We start from the raw sequence: 16,824 nt of genomic DNA on the forward strand, positions 1-16,824 counted from the left end.
AGCGTCGGACGTGGCCGCTACGGTCGGGGCATGTTCCTGCTCGACGACGGCGCGATCGTCCACAGCGCGAGCGACCTCACGGCCGCCGCGACCTGCGAGTACGCGGTTCTGCGGGTGCTCGACGCGAAGCTCGGGCGCGCCGAGCCGGTCGAGGCCGCGGCCGACGCGATGCTTGCGCGGGCGGCCGTCCTCGGCGGCGCCCACGAGCAGCGCGTGCTCCAGCAGCTCCGCGACGAGCACGGTCCGTGGGACCCCGCGGCGGGCACGGGCGTCGTCGAGATCGAACGGCCCGCGGGCCGGCTCGCGCGCGACCGGTTCGCGCTCGAGGCAGCCCACCAGGAGACCCTCTCCGCTCTGCGCGACGGGGCGGACGTGATCTACCAGGCCGGGTTCTTCGACGGCCGGTTCACCGGGTGGGCCGACTTCCTCGTCCGGGACCGAGAGGCCGAGGTCGGAACGGATGCGCCGTATTACAGTGTGTACGACGCCAAGCTTGCGCGGCACGCGAAGATCCCCGCGCTCCTCCAGCTCGCCGCGTACGGCGACCATCTGCGCGCCGACGGGGTCCGCGTCGCGCCCGACGTGCACCTGATCCTCGGCGACCGCACCGTGACAAGCCACCGCCTCGACGACCTCGTGCCCGTCTACCGCGAGCGCGAGGACCGCCTGCTCTCGATCTTCGCGACCCACGTGGCCGACGACGCACCGGTTGCCTGGGGCGACGCGCGCTTCCGGGCGTGCGGTCGCTGCGACGTGTGCTCCCCGGAGATCGAGCGCACCCGGGACGTGCTGCTCGTGGCGGGCCTTCGCTCGACGCAGCGGGCGCGCCTGCACGACGACGGGATCCGCACGATCGACGAGCTCGCCGTGAGCGCGGGGTCGGTGGCGGGGATCGGCGCTGCGACCCTGACCTCGCTGCGGGCCCAGGCCCGGCTGCAGGTCCTGCAGTCCCCGGCCGGCGCGAGTGGACTGGCGCCGGACGACGCGCCGGCGACAGCACCGAGCACCGGCGCGGCACTGCCGACCGCACCGCCGCGGGTCGAGTTCGAGCTGTTCGCGCCCGACGTCGTCGGCACGCTGCCCCTGCCCGACCCCGGTGACATCTTCTTCGACTTCGAGGGCGACCCGCTGTGGGCCGAGCCCGACTCGACGGTGTGGGGCCTGGAGTACCTGTTCGGCGTGGTCGAGGCACCCGGGACGCCCGGCGCAGTGCCGGTGTTCCGGCCGTTCTGGGCCCACGACCGCATCCAGGAGAAGCAGGCGCTGGTCGACTTCCTCGACTACGTCCGCGCTCGCCTCGCTGCGCACCCTGACCTGCACATCTACCACTACGCGCCCTACGAGAAGTCCGCGCTCCAACGGCTGGCCGGCCGGCACGGGGTCGGTGAGGCAGAGGTCGACGACCTCCTGCGGCGGGGCGTGCTCGTCGACCTCTACGCGACCGTCCGTGCGAGCCTGCGCACCGGGCAGCGCTCGTACTCGATCAAGAAGCTCGAGCCGCTCTACATGGACACGGCCCGCGACGAGGGCGGTGTGACGACGGCCGGCGACTCGATCGTCGAGTACGCCGACGCGTGCGCGCTGCGGGACGCGGGCGACCTGGTCGGCTGGGAGAAGAGGCTCGAGCAGATCGCGGTCTACAACGAGTACGACTGCGTCTCGACGCTCCGGCTGCGCGACTGGCTGCTCGCGCGCGCGGCTGAGCAGGGCGTGACGCCGCACGCGCCTGCTCCGCCCGACGACTCGGTCGATGGCGTCGTCGACCCCGCGGCCGACGGCGACCCGCTCGTCGACGAGCTGCTCGCGTTCGCCGACAACCGGACCATCGGCGCCCCGGGCGCATGACCGACGTCGACGACCGAGGGCCCGACGACCGCGCTCCCCTCAGCCTCCAGGCGCCCGCGCCGCTCGGCGTGCCGGTCGCCGGGCGTACCCCGGACCAGCAGGCCGTCGCGATGCTCGCGGCCTGTCTGCGGTACCACCAGCGTGAGGAGAAGCCGTTCTGGTGGGCGCACTACGACCGCCTCCTCAGCGACCCCGACGAGTGGACCGACAAGCGCAGCACGTTCGTCGCCGACTCCGTGGGCGTCCTCGAGCCGTGGCACGTGCCGCCCGGGATGAAGGCCGCGCGTCGTCGGCTGCGGATGGTCGGGCGGATCGAGCCCGGCAGCGACCTGCGGGTCGGCGCCCAGCCCTACGCCCTCTACGACGCGCCGCTACCGCCAGGGGCGCAGACCAGCGCGCGCGGTACCCGGGGGTGGACCGCGGGGATCACTGTGGTTGATGTCGGCGTCGAGACCGCTCACGAGGCGGCCGACGCCCGCGCCTCGGACCTGCACGGCGACCGTCCGCGCAGCGCGCCCCGCGACGTCCTCGTCGTCGTGGACCAGCCCGCGATGGCCCTCGCCCGCCACGACCGCCTCCCGATGGCCCTCGCCCCGAACGCACCCCCCAAGACGGCGGGCATCGCGCGCGTGATCCGCGCCCTCGCCGAACGGGTCGCCGCGGGACTGCCCGGCCTGCCGGACCAGCCCGCGCTGGACCTGCTGCGGCGTGTACCGCCGCGCACCCGGAGCGGGAATGGTCTGCCCGCCGTGGTCGAGGGGCCGCGCGGGTACATCGACGCGATCACGGCGGCGGTGCTCGACCTCGACGGCTCCTACCTCGCCGTCCAGGGCCCGCCTGGAACCGGGAAGACCTACACCGGGGCCCGCGTCATCGCCGGTCTCGTCGCCCGCGGCTGGCACATCGGGGTCGTCGCGCAGTCGCACGCGGTCGTCGAGAATATGCTGACCGCGATCGCCGGGGCGGGCGTGCCAACCGCGCAGCTGGGCAAGAAGCCCAACGGCACCCCCGGTCCGGCCACACCCTGGTGCAGCCTGACGCCCGACCCGGCGTTCGGGCGGTTCTACGCGGCGCAGACCGGTGGGTACGTCGTCGGCGGGACCGCCTGGGACTTCACCAACGCCAAGCGGCTGCCGGGTGCGCCGCTCGACCTGCTCGTCATCGACGAGGCCGGGCAGTTCGCGCTCGCCGACACCGTCGCCGTGTCGGTCGCGGCGCGGAACCTCCTGCTGCTCGGTGACCCGCAGCAGCTGCCGCAGGTCACCCAGGGCACCCACCCCGAACCCGTCGACCGCTCGGCCCTCGGGTGGCTCACCGACGGTCACGACACCCTGCCCGACGATCTCGGCTACTTCCTCGCGCGCAGCTGGCGCCTGCACCCCGCCCTGTGCGCGGCCGTGTCGCAGCTGTCCTACGACGGCCGGCTGACCAGCGTCGACGCCGCCGCCGAGCGATCGCTCGACGGGATCGACCCGGGCGTGCACTGCGTGCGGGTCGAGCACACCGGCAACGCGGTCTCGTCCGTCGAGGAGGCGGACGCGGTCGTGCGGCTCGCGCGCGACGTCATCGGGCGGCGCTGGCACGACCCGCGCCGCGACGCTCCCGCCCTCGCGGTCGACCGGCCGCTCGAGCAGGGTGACGTCATGGTGGTCGCGGCCTACAACGCCCAGGTGTGGACGGTTCGCCGCGCCCTCGATGCCGCCGGGCTGCGCGCGGTCCGCGTCGGGACCGTCGACAAGTTCCAGGGCCAGGAGGCGCCCGTCGTGCTCGTGTCGATGGCCGCGTCCTCGCCCGACGACGTGCCGCGCGGCATGGAGTTCCTGCTCGACCGGAACCGGGTCAACGTCGCGGTGTCCCGCGGGCAGTGGTGCGCGGTCGCCGTGCGCTCGACGGCGCTCACCGACTACCTGCCGACGACGCCCGACGGCCTCGAGGAGCTGGGGGCGTTCGTCGGGCTGTGCGCGACCGGCGTGCCGGCACGCTGATCGCGGGGGCCGCCGCAGTCCTGGCGGCTCACACGCGCGGAACCTCGGCCGCGGCGAACGCCAGCGCGTCCGGGAGCACGCGGCGCCAGTAGCCCTCGGTGTGGGCGCCGGGGTCGAAGTGCGCAGCAGCCGCCCCGGTCCCGTCGGCGAGCTCGCGGGCGGCCGACACGAACGGATCCTCGGTGCCGCACCACACCCCGAGGGTCGAGCCGTCGATCGCGTCGAGGTGGCGCAGCGGTTCCGACTCGGCCCAGTCGGCCTCGTCCACAAAGACGTCGCGCACCTTCGCGTCACCCCACGTGGGGAACAGCGCGGGACTGATGGCGACGACCGCCGTAGGCGGGGTTGCGGCGAGTCGTGCCCACAGCAGTGCGCCGAACGCGCCCATCGAGATGCCGAGCGCGCCGAACACCGGCCCGAGCCCCGCGTCCGCGAGCCAAGCGGGGACCTCGTCGCGCAGCATGGCCTGGGGGTCGTCGGACCCGACCGCGTGCCAGTAGCGGTCTCCGCCGTCGACGGCCGCGATCGCGAACGGTGAGGCGCCGGCCTGGACCGCCGCTGTCAGGAACTCGGGCAGCCCGAGGTCGACGAGGGTCTGGGCGTTCGCGCCGCGCCCGTGCAGCGCGAGCAGGACGGGGAGCCCGGCGGCGTCGACCCCCGCGGGCGTCATCGTCCCGAGGCTCACCCGGGTACCGCGGGCCGCCGACTCGACGCTGCGTGTCGTCACGGTGCCCGCCACCACGTCCGGGACCACGCCGTCGGGCCCGTCGAGGCCGAGGCGGCGACGGATCCCCGCCGATCCGGGCACGACGCCGGTCGCGACACCCGCGGCGCCGAGCGCTCCGACACCCACCAGGACGGCCGCTCCCGTGAGGACCGCGCGGCGACTGAGGGGTGCACCTGCGGTCATGGCGCCCAGACTAGGCGGGCCGTCGACGCCGTGGCGGTGGTTCGGGGCCGGGGACCAGGTGCGTGCCGATCCGCCGGTTGTGCACCACCTTGGGGCGCTAGCGTGAATCTGTGAACCAGCGGCCGCTCTCCCAGGTCCTTGTCGGTCTCCTCATCGTCGCCGTCGGGGTGAGCGCGCTGCTCGTGCAGCTCGGCGCTGTCGACCTCGACCTCGGCGAGCTCATCGCGACGTGGTGGCCGCTGGTGATCGTCCTGGCCGGAGCGGCCGCGCTCGTGTCGGTGCCGCGGGCCTGGATCGGGCCCGTCACCGTCATCGCCGTCGGGGTCTTCCTCCAGCTCAGCACGCTGGGTCTGATCACCGTCAACCTGTGGTCGATCGTGTGGCCGATCGCGATCATCCTCTTCGGCCTTACCGTGCTGACCGGGCTGGGTACGCGCGCGGCCGACGACAAGTCCGTCAACTCCGCGGTCATCTGGTGGGGGTCCGAGCGCCGCACGACGAGCCACGACTTCAGGGGCGGCAGCCTGAGCGCCATCATGGGCGGGATCAGCGTCGACCTGCGTGAGGCGGACATCGTCGACCGCGCCGAGATCTCGGTCTTCGTGTTCTGGGGCGGCGTCGACATCAAGGTCCCCCCGACCTGGCGGGTCCGGGTGGGCGGGCTGCCGCTGCTCGGCGGGTGGGAGGACAAGACATCCCAGCTGCCGGGGCCCGACGCCCCTGAGCTCGTCGTGCACATCACCGCGATCATGGGCGGCGTCGACATCAAGAACTGACCGACCACCCACACCCCCGCGCCGGTCGGCGCCGGTTGACCGACTCGCGGCGCCGGTTCTTGCCGTGTCGGGGGCGCATGGCAGCCTTCGGGGGTGCCGAACCCTGAACGCGACCCGTGGAGCCCTCGCTGGTCGCAGCGGCGGACCCCGCGACTGCCCGGTGAGCGGCGGTCGAGGCGCCGACGCGGGCGGACGCTCTGGTGGGTGGCCGTCCTGGTCGCGACGGTCGGCGTCGGGCTCGGTCTCCCCGCGTGGACGCAGGCCATCGACGCGGCGCGCTACCCCGTCTCGGCCGCGGACCTCGCGGCGGGACGGTCCGCGCTCGACGCCCTGCCCGTCAAAGGCCGTGCGCCGACGACCGGCTACGACCGCAGCGCGTTCGGTCAGGCGTGGGCAGACGTCGACCGCAACGGCTGCGACACGCGCAACGACATCCTGGCCCGGGACCTAGCGGGTGCGACGTTCAAACCCGGGACCCGCGACTGCGTCGTGCTGGCCGGGACGCTCGACGACCCGTACAGCGGCGAGGTGCGGCAGTTCGTGCGGGGCGCCGGCAGCGCGGCCGTGCAGATCGACCACGTCGTCGCACTGGCCGACGCCTGGCAGAAGGGCGCGCAGCAGTGGGCACCCGAGACCCGCGAGGCGTTCGCGAACGACCCGGCCAACCTGCTCGCGGTCGACGGTCCGCTCAACCAGGAGAAGGGTGCGGGCGACGCCGCGACCTGGCTGCCGCCCAACACCGGCTACCGCTGCGTGTACGCGCTGCGGCAGGTCCGCGTGAAGGCGGCCTACGGCCTGTGGGTCACGGCCGCCGAGCGGGACGCGATGCGCCGCCAGCTCGACCGGTGCGTCGTCGCCGACGTCAGAGCGCCGTGACAGAGCACCGTGACCGTCACAGCGCCGTGACGAACCCGGCCGGCGACACCTGCACGCGTCCGGCGTCGACCGCGGTCCCGAGCGCCGCGAGCAGCCTCGTCCGGTTGGTCGCCGTCAGGCGGGCCTTGCCGAGCTCCGCCAGAGTCGCGCGCAGCAGCTCGGCCTCGGACACCCCGGCGGAGGCTCGGACGAGCGCGACCGTGACGTTCGCGATCTCGCGCAGGGGAACCTGCTCGATCGCCCGCGTCGTCCCGGGGGCCGCGCGGCGGTAGCCGGTCCAGGTCGCCGGGTCGAGGTCGCGCGGCCACGCGAAAGCCTCGGCGTCGCCCCACGCGAGTCCGCCCTCGCTCGAGACAGGTCGATCGTCGAGCGGCGCACCGGCCCAGATGAGGTCGGCCGGCACCTGCGCCGCGATCGCGGCCGCACGTACAGGAGCCATCCGCGGCAACCCGAACGACGCCGCGACAAGGCGCGTGAGGCGGTCGAGGTGCACCGGTCCCTCGGCCGCGACGACCTCCTCGATGACCGAGCGGACCTGGGCGGCGGCGCGCTCGCCCGGGAGTCCGTCGAGAACGGCCCGGTCGCCCGCGACCCGCGGCTCCCACGGTGCGAACTGAACCGGACCCGTCGGCCCGTGCCGGACCGTCGGCTCAGGGCTGCCGCTCGGCTCGGGGTCGACGCTCGGCTCAAGGTCGACGCTCAGCTCGGGCTCGGGCTCGGGCTCGACGCTCGGCTCAGACCCAACTATCGGCCCGGATGGGCCTGGCGGCGCTGCCTGAGGCACCGCCGAGACGGCTCGCTGTCGAGCCGATGCCTGAACAAGCCCGGAAACATGCGCCTGACCAGCGGTTTCACGTGGAACATCGGCGGCCGCCGCCTCGACCGCAGCGATGAGGTCGTCGAGCACGTCGCCCGGTTCGGCGAGCCACTCGGGCAGCCACACGCGCTCGACCGCGGGCCACCGCAGCATCAGTCCGAGCACCTCGAGCGGCAGGCCGTCGCGGTCACCCACCGTGCGCCGTGCGGCCCATCCGGGTCCGTCGAGCAGCACCGCGACGAGCGGACGGTCGGGGGCGGCCGGGTCGGCGATCACGAGGTCGATGCGGAACTCCGAGAGCCCGACGTCGGTCCGGACCACGAACCCGCGGACCCGCAGCGCGTCGGCGACCTGCTCGCGGTGCCGGTCGATCACGGCAGGCCGTCGCCCCGCCACCGAGACGGTCCGGGAGCCGGTCGCCGCCAGGTCGAGGTAGGCGCGCAGGTGCTTGATGCCGACGCTCTGGGTCTCCTCGGCGCGCAGCTGCTCGGGGTCGAACGACGTGAACACGACGACCTGTCGCCGCGCACGGGTGATGGCCACGTTGAGCCGGCGTTCCCCGCCGTCCCGGTTGAGGGGTCCGAAGTTGAGCGGCAGGTAGCCCCGCTCGTTCACGGAGAAGGCGGTCGAGAACAGGATGGTGTCGCGCTCGTCGCCCTGGACGTTCTCGAGGTTCTTGACGAACAGCCCCTCGCCGCTGGCCGCCGCGGAGGTGGCCCCGCCGGCGTCGGCCCCGGTCGCGTCCGGCGCGCTCCCGTCGAGCGCCTCGACGAGACGGTCGTCGCCCGAGTCCCGCAGCAGCGACTCGATGAGCGTCCGCTGCTGCGCGTTGAACGTCACGACACCGAGCGAGGGGACCCGCCCGGGCTGGGCGTCGAACCGGCGCCGGATCTCCTCGACGACCGCGTGGGCCTCGACCGGGTTGGTGCGCAGGAGACCGCTGGTCCCGTCCTCGCGTCGGGCCGACCGGTGGAACGTCCCGTCGACACGCACGAGGCTGACGCCGTACCCGCCGGGACCGGGGTCGGCCGCACCGGACGACGGCGCGGGGAACGAGCTGAGCCGGTCCTCGTAGTACTGGTGGTTGCTGAACGCGATGAGCGACTCGTCCTGGCTCCGGTAGTGCCAGCTGAGCCAGTGCCGCGGCACGCGCGCCTGGACGCACTCGGACAGGATGCTCTCCTCGTCCTCCACGGTCAGGACGCCGAGCGCGGGGTCCTCCGGGTCGTCGAGCGGGTCCCCGCCGCTGACCTCGGCGAACGACGTCGGCGGAAGCTGTTGCGAGTCGCCGACGACGACGACGCTGCGTGCCCTGCCCATCGCACCGACGGCGTCCGCGACGCGGATCTGCGACGCCTCGTCGAACACCACGAGGTCGAACAGGTTCTCCTGGACGGGGAAGAACCGGGCCAGCGAGTCGGGGCTCACGAGCACGCACGGGAGCGCGCGCGTGATGAGGTCCCCGTACGTCGACATGAGCCCGCGCACCCCGAGGCCGCCGCGCTGCCGGGCGAGCTCGCGACCGAGCGCACCGGTCTGCCCGGCGGCCGATCCCGCGTCGAACGAGCGGGACCGGACGATCTCCGCGGGGATCGCCGCGCGCTGCAGGTCGCGGACCGTGCGTGCCGCCGCGGTGAACCGCTCGATGGTGTGCTGCTGGACGAGGGGGTCGAAACCGTCGAGCCCGGTGGCCACCCGGCGCTCACGAGCCGAGGCCAGGGCCACGCCCCGACCGAGGGCGTTGACCGCGGCGGTCGAGTCGACGGTGCCGAGGAGCAGCGCCTCGCGTGCCGCGAGCAGGTGGGCGTGCCGCAGCGGCTCGAGCGCCCCGACGAACGCGACCCAGCGGGTCAGCGGCACGGGGTCGATCTCAGCCGTGCGGTCACCGCGGCGGACCGGCGTCGCGTCCTGGGTGGGCCGTGCCGCCCTGCCCTCGGCGGTCGCGATCCAGCGGCCGACGACGCCGACGTCCGCGCTCCACCGCGCGACCTGCTCGGGTGTCGCGGCAACCGTCGTCATGAGCGCGGCGGCTGCCCGCGCGAGCTCGTCGAGCCCCTCGATGGTGCCGGCCGCGATCGCGCCGCGCACCCCGCCGCCCAGCAGCTCCCGGAGGGCCCGGACGAACGGGTCGGCGGTGGGGTCGTCGCCGTCGGGGTCGACGGCCGCACCCGCCCAGGTCAGCCACTCGACCTGTGCCGTGAGCTCGTCGAGGGCCTCGGGCACCATCGGGTTCCAGGTGGCGGGCAGTGCGACGCCGGCGAGCTGCTCGGCCCGGAACGCCAGGTTCTCGGCGGCGGCCTGCAGTGCCGCGAGCGACGCGGTCAGCTCGGGGACGCGGGCCGGCTTGACGATCGCTCCCAGCCGCAGACCGGGTCGCAGGTGGTCGGCGATCGCTGCGAGACGCCGACGGCGTCCGAACCAGCTCGACGCGGCTGCGGCGTGCGCCTCGACGGCGAGCTCGCCGAGCGGCAGCCCGAGCACGTCGGGCACCACGAGCTCGAGCCCGGGGTGGGGCGCGGACCCGAACGCGGCCACCTCGTCGACGAGCGCCTCGGCGGCCTCGCGCCACCGGGGCGCACGGGTGTCGTCGAGCTCGTCGAGCGTCACACCGTCAGCGGCCGCAAGGTTCGCGAGCGTCGCGAGGTCCACGTGGTGACGCGCGGCGCCCAGGGCAGGCGTCGCGGGACCGACGTGCACGGTCGCGGTCCGCAGCGCGGCGTCGACCGCACCGACGGCGCGCGCCACCGCCGGGACGTCGATCCGTGCCGGGTCGGCGAGCCCGACGAACCCCCACGGATGGTCGGGCCGCGGGCGGGCCGGCTCGGCGGTGTCCGGGAGCAGCTCGAGCGCGCGACGGATGCTCGCGAGCCGCGTGGCCCCCGCGGCGTCGAGCAGGTCGATCGGCACCGGGAGCACGGGCCCGAGCGCCGCACCGCCGACGGGACCGCCCACCGCGCCGCCGCCGAGGGCGAGCAGGCTCGTGCGCGCCGAGTAGAAGGACAGCCCCGCACCGTTCGGCGCGTGCAGCCGTTCGGCGTACCGGGCCAGGGCGCTCCGCGCTGCGCGCAGCGTCTCGAGCTCGACCTCGAGGCCCTGCTCGTCGACGTCGACCGTGTGGTCGAGGGCGGCCCGGACCTGGGCACGGACCGCGGACGGCTTGCTGGCCTTGTCGTGCAGGTCGAGCGAGAAAGGACCCAGTCCGACCTCGTCGAGCCGGGCGCGCACGACGTCGAGGGCAGCGCGCTTCTCGGCGACGAACAGGACCCGCTTGCCGTCGGCGACCGCTCGGGTCAGGAGGTTCGTGATGGTCTGCGACTTGCCGGTCCCCGGGGGCCCTCGAGCACGAACGTGCGACCCGCGACCGCGTCGGCCACCGCGGTGAGCTGCGACGCGTCGGCCGGGACCGGGCACGCCGCCGCGAGCTCGTCGAGGTCCGTGCGGCCGGCGTCGGCGTCGGGCGCTGCCGGCGCGGCCGGGTCCACGAACGGGTCGGTCGGCGTCTCGATCAGGTGCCTGACCAGCGGGTTCGCCGCGAGCACCGACCAGTTCTCGTCGAGGTCCTTCCACAACCGGTACTTCGCGAACTGCAGGACGGCGAGGTCGACCGTCTCCTCGACCCGGTAGCCGAGGCCCTCGGCCGCGAGCGCGGTGCGCATCGCGAGCAGCGCCGCGGCCAGGTCGATGCCGGCGCCGTCCTCGGTGGGCTCGGCGAGACCGGGCACGGTGAGCCCGTGCACCTGCCGCAGCTTCTCGAGCAGGCAGTAGTTGGGGGTGCTCGCACCGGCCTCGTCGAGCTCGATGCGGTACGCCCGCTCGCGCGACCGGGTCACGAGCCGTACCGGGACCAGCACGAGCGGCGAACGCAGCTCGCGACCGTCGAGCGACCACACGAGCGAGCCGAACGCGACGTACAGGTTGTTGGCGCCCGTCTCCTCGACGACCGTCCGCGCCTTGTACGCGAGGGCGCGCAGCCGGCCGGCGTACGCGGCGGTCGGCAGGTCGGTGAACAGCGCGGTGCGCTGGTCGAACAGCTCCGCGCGCTGGTCGTCCGGGAGGTCGCGGCCGGTGCGGATCCCGCGCGCGACCTGGACCTCGTCGAGCTGGTCGGCGGGGAGCAGGTGCACCGCGTGGCCCGCGTGCAGCGCGTCCTCGACCGTGCCCAGGTGACCGGCAGGGACCGCGAGCGCGACGGCCGACCGCGGCGTGAAGTTGAGGAGCCGGTTGCGCAGGGACAGGTCGAGCAGGGCGTTCTTCCACTGCCGCACACGCGCGGGCACCGGCGGGGTGGACGGACCGGCGGCGTCGGGCCCGGTGGACGTCTCCGGAGCACCACCGGCTGCGGGCGCCACCGCGGCCTCGCCCCGGGCGCCACCCGTCATCCTGTCCTCGGGCAGCCCCGCCCGCTCCGGCGCGCGGTACTCCGTGATCACGACGGTGCCGTCGGCCCCCGGGGTCCGGGCCGGCAGCGGGAGGACCCCGGCCCGCCGCGCGCGCCACACGTCGACCACCCCGAGGATCCGACCGAGGTCGCCGGTCAGCCACTGCGAGTAGGCCGACGCGTGCGCCTGGTCCAGCGTCGCGGGAGCGTCGCGCACCGTGAGGAGCGCGGGGTCGACGAGCCGGATCAGCCCGAGGTCGACGAGGTTCACGATCGCCGCGACGTCGCCCGGGTCGGTCTGGGCGATCGCGCCGAGCGCCGCCTCCTCGCGCCAGTAGCCGCAGAACGCGTATCCCTCGGCGAGCCACAGCAGCGGGCGGACGCCGGCCAGCTCGAGCGCGGCGGCGAGGACCAGGAGCGTGTCGAGGCACGTACCGGACCCACCGTCGAGGACCTCGTCGGGCGTCCGGACCTTCTGCCCGACCTCGGACCAGCTCGCGGGCGGCTCGATGGCGCGGACCTGCCGGGACCGCATCGCGTCGAACAGCGCGCGCACCGTGGCGTCGACCCGCTCGGGACCCTCGTCGTACGCGGCGCCCGTCACCGGTCGACCGGTGCGCTCCACGAGGAGGGCCGTCGCGTCGGCGACGAGCTCCGCGACCGCGGGGTGGTTCGGCATGACGAACGCCGCGAGCAGCTCGGTCGCGAGCAGGGGCGGGACCGCGACCCACTGCCGCGCCGCCAGCAGCTGGACCGGCAGCGAGCGCTCGGCGAGCAGAACCCCGTCGCCCAGGACGCTGACGACGACCTGCGCGGGCCGCTGCGTCTCGATCTGCAGCATCGCGTCCGCGTCGAGGTGAAGGTCGATGTCCGTCAGCTGCGTCTCGGCGTCCGGCGCGAGGTCCACGAGCCGCTCCCACGCGGTGCCGATGCGACCCTCGACGTCGCGCACCTCGACCTGGACGCTCGCCCCCGCGACGGCGGGCCCACGGTGCCGGACGGCGATGCGGCTGACGACCGCCAGCCGGTTGTGGGCCATCGGGTAGGACAGGACCGGGGCGGCGTCGACCTCGAGGTCCGTGGCGGTCACGCTGGTCTCGGGAGGCATCGCGTCGAGGCTACCGACATGCCCGTCCGGCGCGCGACGGTTCCGGCAGGGTCACAGCCAGGACCGCGAGCCCCGTGGCCGGTTGCGGGCCGGGTGGCCCGGGGTTTCGATGAGGCGACAAGATCCGACCGAGACACCGACAGAGACGAGGTAGCTCATGGAACCCGACGACGAGACCATGTCCGAGCGACTCGAGGCGGACCAGCTCCACGAGCACGAGCCGGAGCACGTCCACCCCGTCACCGAAGCCGACGAGTCGACCGCCGAACGCGTCGAGGCGGACCAGCTCCACGAGCAGGAGCCCGAGCACGTCCACCCCGTCACCGAGACCGACGAGACCATGGCAGAGCGGATCGAGTCGGACGAGATCGACGAGCCGGCCGACCCGCGCACCGGGACGGGTCGCCACGTGCTGAACGCCGTCGAGGCCGACGAGTCGCTCGCCGAACGGATGGAGTCGGACCAGATCGACGAGTAGCCGCACGCACGTCGTCACTGCCGACGAGCGGTTGGCCGACGCCGGCCTCCGAGCGGTTGCCGCGCGCTGTGCACCGGGGTTCCATGGGGCACGGTCGGCGAGACAGGCTCGTCCGGCGCGACGGAAGGACGTCCCATGGGACTCGACGATCTGGTGAGCAAGGGCAGGCACGCGCTCGAGGGTCACGAGCAGCAGGCGTCGGACGCGCTCGACAAGGCCGCGGATGCCATCAAGTCACGCACCGGCGACGACCAGGACCAGGTGGTCGACCAGGTCGTCGGCAAGGCCAAGGAGTTCCTCGCCGAGGACAAGCCGACCGAGTGATCGGACGCCCGCCGGCGCCGACACCGAGCGCGCCCCCGCACCCTCGGACGACCGGTCTCGCCTGAGCGGCGCTACGTGACGAGCGGCGTCACCGCACGAGCAGCGTCGCCGCCCAGGCCAGCGCACCGACCGTCACGACGAGGAACGCCCCGACCCAGACCAGCCCGGGCACGTGCGTCAGGTTCGCGAGGATGTCGGCGTCCGACGTTCGTGCGCCACGCGAGCGGTGCCGGGAGGACTGCAGCTCGATGACGGCCCGCGGGGCACCGAGCAGCAAGAACCAGGTCAGCCCGTAGGCGAACCCCGACTGCCACACCGGCGTGGCCCACCAGGTGATCGCCACGAGCGCGGCCAGGCTGACGAGAACCGTCCACAGCCCGTACCAGTTCCGGATCTGCACGAGCAGCAGCCCGAGGGCGACGACGAGCAGCCAGAGCATCCCGACGGCGTAGCCGCGACCGAGCACCCACGCGGCGGCGAGCCCGAGGACCGCCGGCCCGGTGTACCCGGCGAACGCCATCGCGATCATCCCGGGGCCCCGCGGCTTGCCGACCGAGAGCGTCAGGCCCGACGTGTCGGAGTGCAGCCGAACGCCCGCGAGCCGCCGCCCGGTCAGCACCGCGACCGTCGCGTGCGCGCTCTCGTGGACGATGGTCAGCACGTGCCGGGTCAGGTGCCACAGCGTCGGCACGATGAGGCACACGAGCGCCACCCCTGCCGTGAGCAGCACGACCTCGCCCGACGGCGGTTCCTGCGTCGTCGTCGCGCGCTCCCAGATCTGCGTGATCAGGTCCACGGATCACCTCCGGGGCGAAGCCAACCAGATCCCCGGGGCGGACGGGTCAGCACGCGCGGGTCAGCACGGTCCGGTCCACGCGACCCGCGCACCGCAGGCACGTCAGCGCGGGCCCGTCAGTGCGGGACGGTCAGCGCGGGCCGATCAGCGCAGGGACGTCAGCGGCACGTGGGTGCCCACCGCGGTGATGCGCGCACCGCCCGGCACGACGGCGACCGCGGTAAGCTGCACGCCGTCGGGCAGGCCGTCGACCGGGATCTGCAGCCCGCGCAGACCGTCCGCGAGCGCACCCGGCAGGTCGTCGACCGCGACGTCGAGGGACCCGAGCCGCACCGTCGTCACATCGACGCGGATCACGCCCGCCTCGACCCGCGGGGCCAGCAGGGCGACCACCGGGACCCCGAGAAACGTCATCGAGGCGGTCAGGGTGCCGCCGTCGACCCCGAGCTCGATCGCGAGACCCGAGCTGTCCGCGGCGAGCCGCGTGAGCGTGGCCGGCGAGAGGGTGCCGGTGACGACGAGCCGGTCGGCGACGACGGGGGTGGCGACCGAGACCCCGTGCAGGTCGAGGTCCACATCCGTCACCTCGACCCCGTCGAACGTGACGGCGTCCACGTGGACCGTCGTGCGGTCGATCGACCGGGCGACGAGCTGGGTCAGGAACGGGAACCCGCCGACGTCGACCTGGGGTGTCCCGGTGACGTGCATCCGCGCCTCGATCTCGGTCACGACCCGGCGCTCGGCCGCCGACGCAGCGGCACGGTCCCCCACGACCACGCCGACCGCGAGGACGCCGAGGACCACCACCCCGACGACCACTCTTCGCGCGCGCATCGAGCCAGCGTACGGACCGGGCCCGACGGCGGCGCCGCGGGACGGTGCCGCCCGCCACACCCGGCGGCCGATACCGTCGACCCATGACGATCAGCCGCCGCCTGCCGAAGCGATGACGTGCCCCTCCTCGACGTGCTCGCGGGGTCCCCGCTCCTGACGATCTTCGTCGTCGTGGCGCTCGGGACCGCGGTCGGCGCGATCCCGTTCGGCCCGGTCCGGTTCGGAGCCGCGGGCGCCCTGTTCGTCGGTCTCGCGCTCGGGGCGACGGACGAGCGGCTCGGCGCCGGCCTCGGGCTGGTGCAGACGCTCGGCCTGGCTCTGTTCGTCTACACGGTGGGCCTCGCGGCGGGCAACACGTTCGTCCGCGACCTGCGCCGTCAGCTCCCGCTCATGGCGGTCGGGATCGGTGCCCTCGCGCTGGCGGGCGGGACAGCGGCGGCGATCGGCGGGGCGTTCGGGCTGACCGGCCCGCTCAGCGCGGGTGCGTTCACCGGGGCGCTCACGTCGACCCCGGCGCTCGCCGCGGCGACGGCCGCCGCCGGGACCCAGGAACCGGCCGTCGGGTACTCGCTCGCCTACCCGGTCGGTGTGACCGTCGCGATCCTCGTCGTCGCGCTGACCGTCAACCGCCGGTGGCCCGCGTCGCGCGACCCGTCGCCCGCCGCCGGGGTCGGCCTCGACGCGACGAGCGCCGAGGTGCAGCGACCGACGCTGCTCAGCGAGGTCCCCGGGTTCGCCGCCCAGGACGTCCGGCTGTCCTACCTCGAGCGGGGTGGCCGTACGCGCGTCGTCGGCCACGACGAGCAGCTGCAGCCGGGTGACCGCGTCGTCGTCGTGGGCCCGCGTCCGGCCGTCGACGCAGCCGTCGCCCACCTCGGCGTGCGGCTCGAGGAGCACCTCGCGGACGACCGCACCTCGGTCGACTTCCGGCGGTTCGTCGTGTCCGACCGCAAGGTCGCCGGCCGCACCGTCGCCGAGCTCGACTTCCCCGGACGGTTCGGCGGCGTCCTCACGCGCGTGCTGCGCGGCGACCTGGACCTGCTCGCGCGTGACGACCTCACGCTCGAGCTGGGCGACCGGGTGCTGGCCGTCGTCCCGCGCGAGGAGCTCAGCGCGGTGTCCCGGTACCTCGGGGACTCCGAGCACCGGGTCTCCGAGATCGACGCGCTCACGGTCGGCATCGGGATGGCGCTCGGCCTCGTGGTCGGACTCATCACGATCCCCCTCGGGGGCGGTGCGACCTTCGCCCTCGGGTCCGCTGCGGGGCCGCTCGTCGTCGGGATGGTCCTCGGGAGCCTCGAGCGGACCGGACCGGTGGTCTGGGGCATGCCGCGCGCGGCGAACCTCACGATCCGCCAGCTCGGGCTGCTGCTGTTCCTCGCGGCCGTCGGGCTCGCGTCGGGGCAGGCGTTCGCCGCGCAGGCGTTCACCGCGACCGGCCTGCGCATCGTGGTCCTCGCGATCGCTGTCGTCGGGATCTCGTCGGTGGTGTTCGTGCTCGGCGGGCGGTTCGTCGGGGCGAGCGCTCCGCGCACGGCCGGGGCGCTGGCGGGACTCGTCGGGCAGCCGGCGGTGCTCGCGTACGCGGGCGGGCGCGTCACGGACGAGCGAGTCGAGGGCGGGTACGCCGCGCTGTTCGCGCTCGGGATCATCGTCAAGATCCTGATCGTGCAGGTGCTCGTCTCGCTGTAGAAGGC

The 16,824-nt window shown here is 74.4% G+C and carries 12 protein-coding genes; 7 read left to right on the plus strand and 5 right to left on the minus strand.

The genetic code is table 11. The features are described from left to right. Window positions 1-30: 30 nt before the first annotated feature. Window positions 31-1,845, plus strand: coding sequence for a TM0106 family RecB-like putative nuclease (locus DDP54_RS18570; RefSeq protein ID WP_242448280.1), 1,815 nt, complete (start codon window positions 31-33; stop codon window positions 1,843-1,845). After that, complete coding sequence (locus DDP54_RS18575) at window positions 1,842-3,830, plus strand: ATP-binding protein (protein WP_242448281.1); 1,989 nt, start codon at window positions 1,842-1,844, stop codon at window positions 3,828-3,830. Before DDP54_RS18570 ends, DDP54_RS18575 begins: the two co-directional genes overlap by 4 nt. Before the next feature lie 28 nt (window positions 3,831-3,858). Here DDP54_RS18575 and DDP54_RS07340 read toward each other — a convergent pair whose 3' ends face one another. Next, window positions 3,859-4,740: an alpha/beta hydrolase-fold protein gene (locus tag DDP54_RS07340; RefSeq protein ID WP_109131189.1), complete on the minus strand. Its 882-nt coding sequence runs from the start codon at window positions 4,738-4,740 to the stop codon at window positions 3,859-3,861. 110 nt (window positions 4,741-4,850) lie between these two features. Here DDP54_RS07340 and DDP54_RS07345 point away from each other — a divergent pair, with 110 nt between their 5' ends. Beyond that, window positions 4,851-5,516: a DUF5668 domain-containing protein gene (locus DDP54_RS07345; RefSeq protein WP_109131190.1), complete on the plus strand. Its 666-nt coding sequence runs from the start codon at window positions 4,851-4,853 to the stop codon at window positions 5,514-5,516. A gap of 264 nt (window positions 5,517-5,780) precedes the next feature. Next, complete coding sequence (locus DDP54_RS07350) at window positions 5,781-6,392, plus strand: HNH endonuclease family protein (RefSeq protein WP_242448443.1); 612 nt, start codon at window positions 5,781-5,783, stop codon at window positions 6,390-6,392. A 16-nt stretch (window positions 6,393-6,408) separates the two neighbouring features. Here DDP54_RS07350 and DDP54_RS18900 read toward each other — a convergent pair whose 3' ends face one another. Next, a complete protein-coding gene (locus DDP54_RS18900) occupies window positions 6,409-10,515 on the minus strand; it encodes a DUF3320 domain-containing protein (RefSeq protein WP_347338531.1) in 4,107 nt (1,368 codons plus the stop codon). Then, on the minus strand, window positions 10,500-12,695 hold the full coding sequence (locus DDP54_RS18585) for a DUF4011 domain-containing protein (protein WP_242448282.1): 2,196 nt from the start codon (window positions 12,693-12,695) through the stop codon (window positions 10,500-10,502). The genes DDP54_RS18900 and DDP54_RS18585 overlap by 16 nt, the downstream gene beginning before the upstream one ends. A 157-nt stretch (window positions 12,696-12,852) precedes the next feature. Between DDP54_RS18585 and DDP54_RS07360 the strand changes: the two genes are divergently transcribed. Both DDP54_RS07360 and DDP54_RS07365 read left to right on the plus strand, forming a co-directional pair. Continuing rightward, a complete protein-coding gene (locus DDP54_RS07360) occupies window positions 12,853-13,173 on the plus strand; it encodes a hypothetical protein (RefSeq protein WP_109131192.1) in 321 nt (106 codons plus the stop codon). A 135-nt stretch (window positions 13,174-13,308) separates the two neighbouring features. Beyond that, window positions 13,309-13,497, plus strand: a complete 189-nt coding sequence (locus DDP54_RS07365; protein WP_109131193.1) for an antitoxin — start codon at window positions 13,309-13,311, stop codon at window positions 13,495-13,497. Between the two features lie 88 nt (window positions 13,498-13,585). Here the strand turns inward: DDP54_RS07365 and DDP54_RS07370 are convergent, their stop codons facing one another. Next, entirely contained in the window at window positions 13,586-14,293 is a 708-nt protein-coding gene (locus DDP54_RS07370) for a M50 family metallopeptidase (RefSeq protein WP_109131194.1), read from the minus strand. Window positions 14,294-14,437: 144 nt separating this feature from the next. Continuing rightward, window positions 14,438-15,127: a DUF2993 domain-containing protein gene (locus DDP54_RS07375; protein WP_146192382.1), complete on the minus strand. Its 690-nt coding sequence runs from the start codon at window positions 15,125-15,127 to the stop codon at window positions 14,438-14,440. Between the two features lie 117 nt (window positions 15,128-15,244). Between DDP54_RS07375 and DDP54_RS07380 the strand changes: the two genes are divergently transcribed. Further along, entirely contained in the window at window positions 15,245-16,819 is a 1,575-nt protein-coding gene (locus DDP54_RS07380; RefSeq protein WP_109131196.1) for a TrkA C-terminal domain-containing protein, read from the plus strand. Window positions 16,820-16,824: the final 5 nt, after the last annotated feature.

It is taken from the genome of Cellulomonas sp. WB94, from assembly GCF_003115775.1.
Lineage (GTDB): Bacteria > Actinomycetota > Actinomycetes > Actinomycetales > Cellulomonadaceae > Cellulomonas_A.

Bases quoted from the DNA above. Each gene is read 5' to 3' on its own strand.
- DDP54_RS18570 (WP_242448280.1), top strand. From the start codon at position 31: ATGTTCCTGCTCGACGACGGCGCGATCGTCCACAGCGCGAGCGACCTC.
- DDP54_RS07375 (WP_146192382.1), bottom strand. From the start codon at position 15,127: ATGCGCGCGCGAAGAGTGGTCGTCGGGGTGGTGGTCCTCGGCGTCCTC.
- DDP54_RS07340 (WP_109131189.1), bottom strand. From the start codon at position 4,740: ATGACCGCAGGTGCACCCCTCAGTCGCCGCGCGGTCCTCACGGGAGCG.
- DDP54_RS07365 (WP_109131193.1), top strand. From the start codon at position 13,309: ATGGGACTCGACGATCTGGTGAGCAAGGGCAGGCACGCGCTCGAGGGT.
- DDP54_RS18585 (WP_242448282.1), bottom strand. From the start codon at position 12,695: ATGCCTCCCGAGACCAGCGTGACCGCCACGGACCTCGAGGTCGACGCC.
- DDP54_RS18575 (WP_242448281.1), top strand. From the start codon at position 1,842: ATGACCGACGTCGACGACCGAGGGCCCGACGACCGCGCTCCCCTCAGC.
- DDP54_RS07360 (WP_109131192.1), top strand. From the start codon at position 12,853: ATGGAACCCGACGACGAGACCATGTCCGAGCGACTCGAGGCGGACCAG.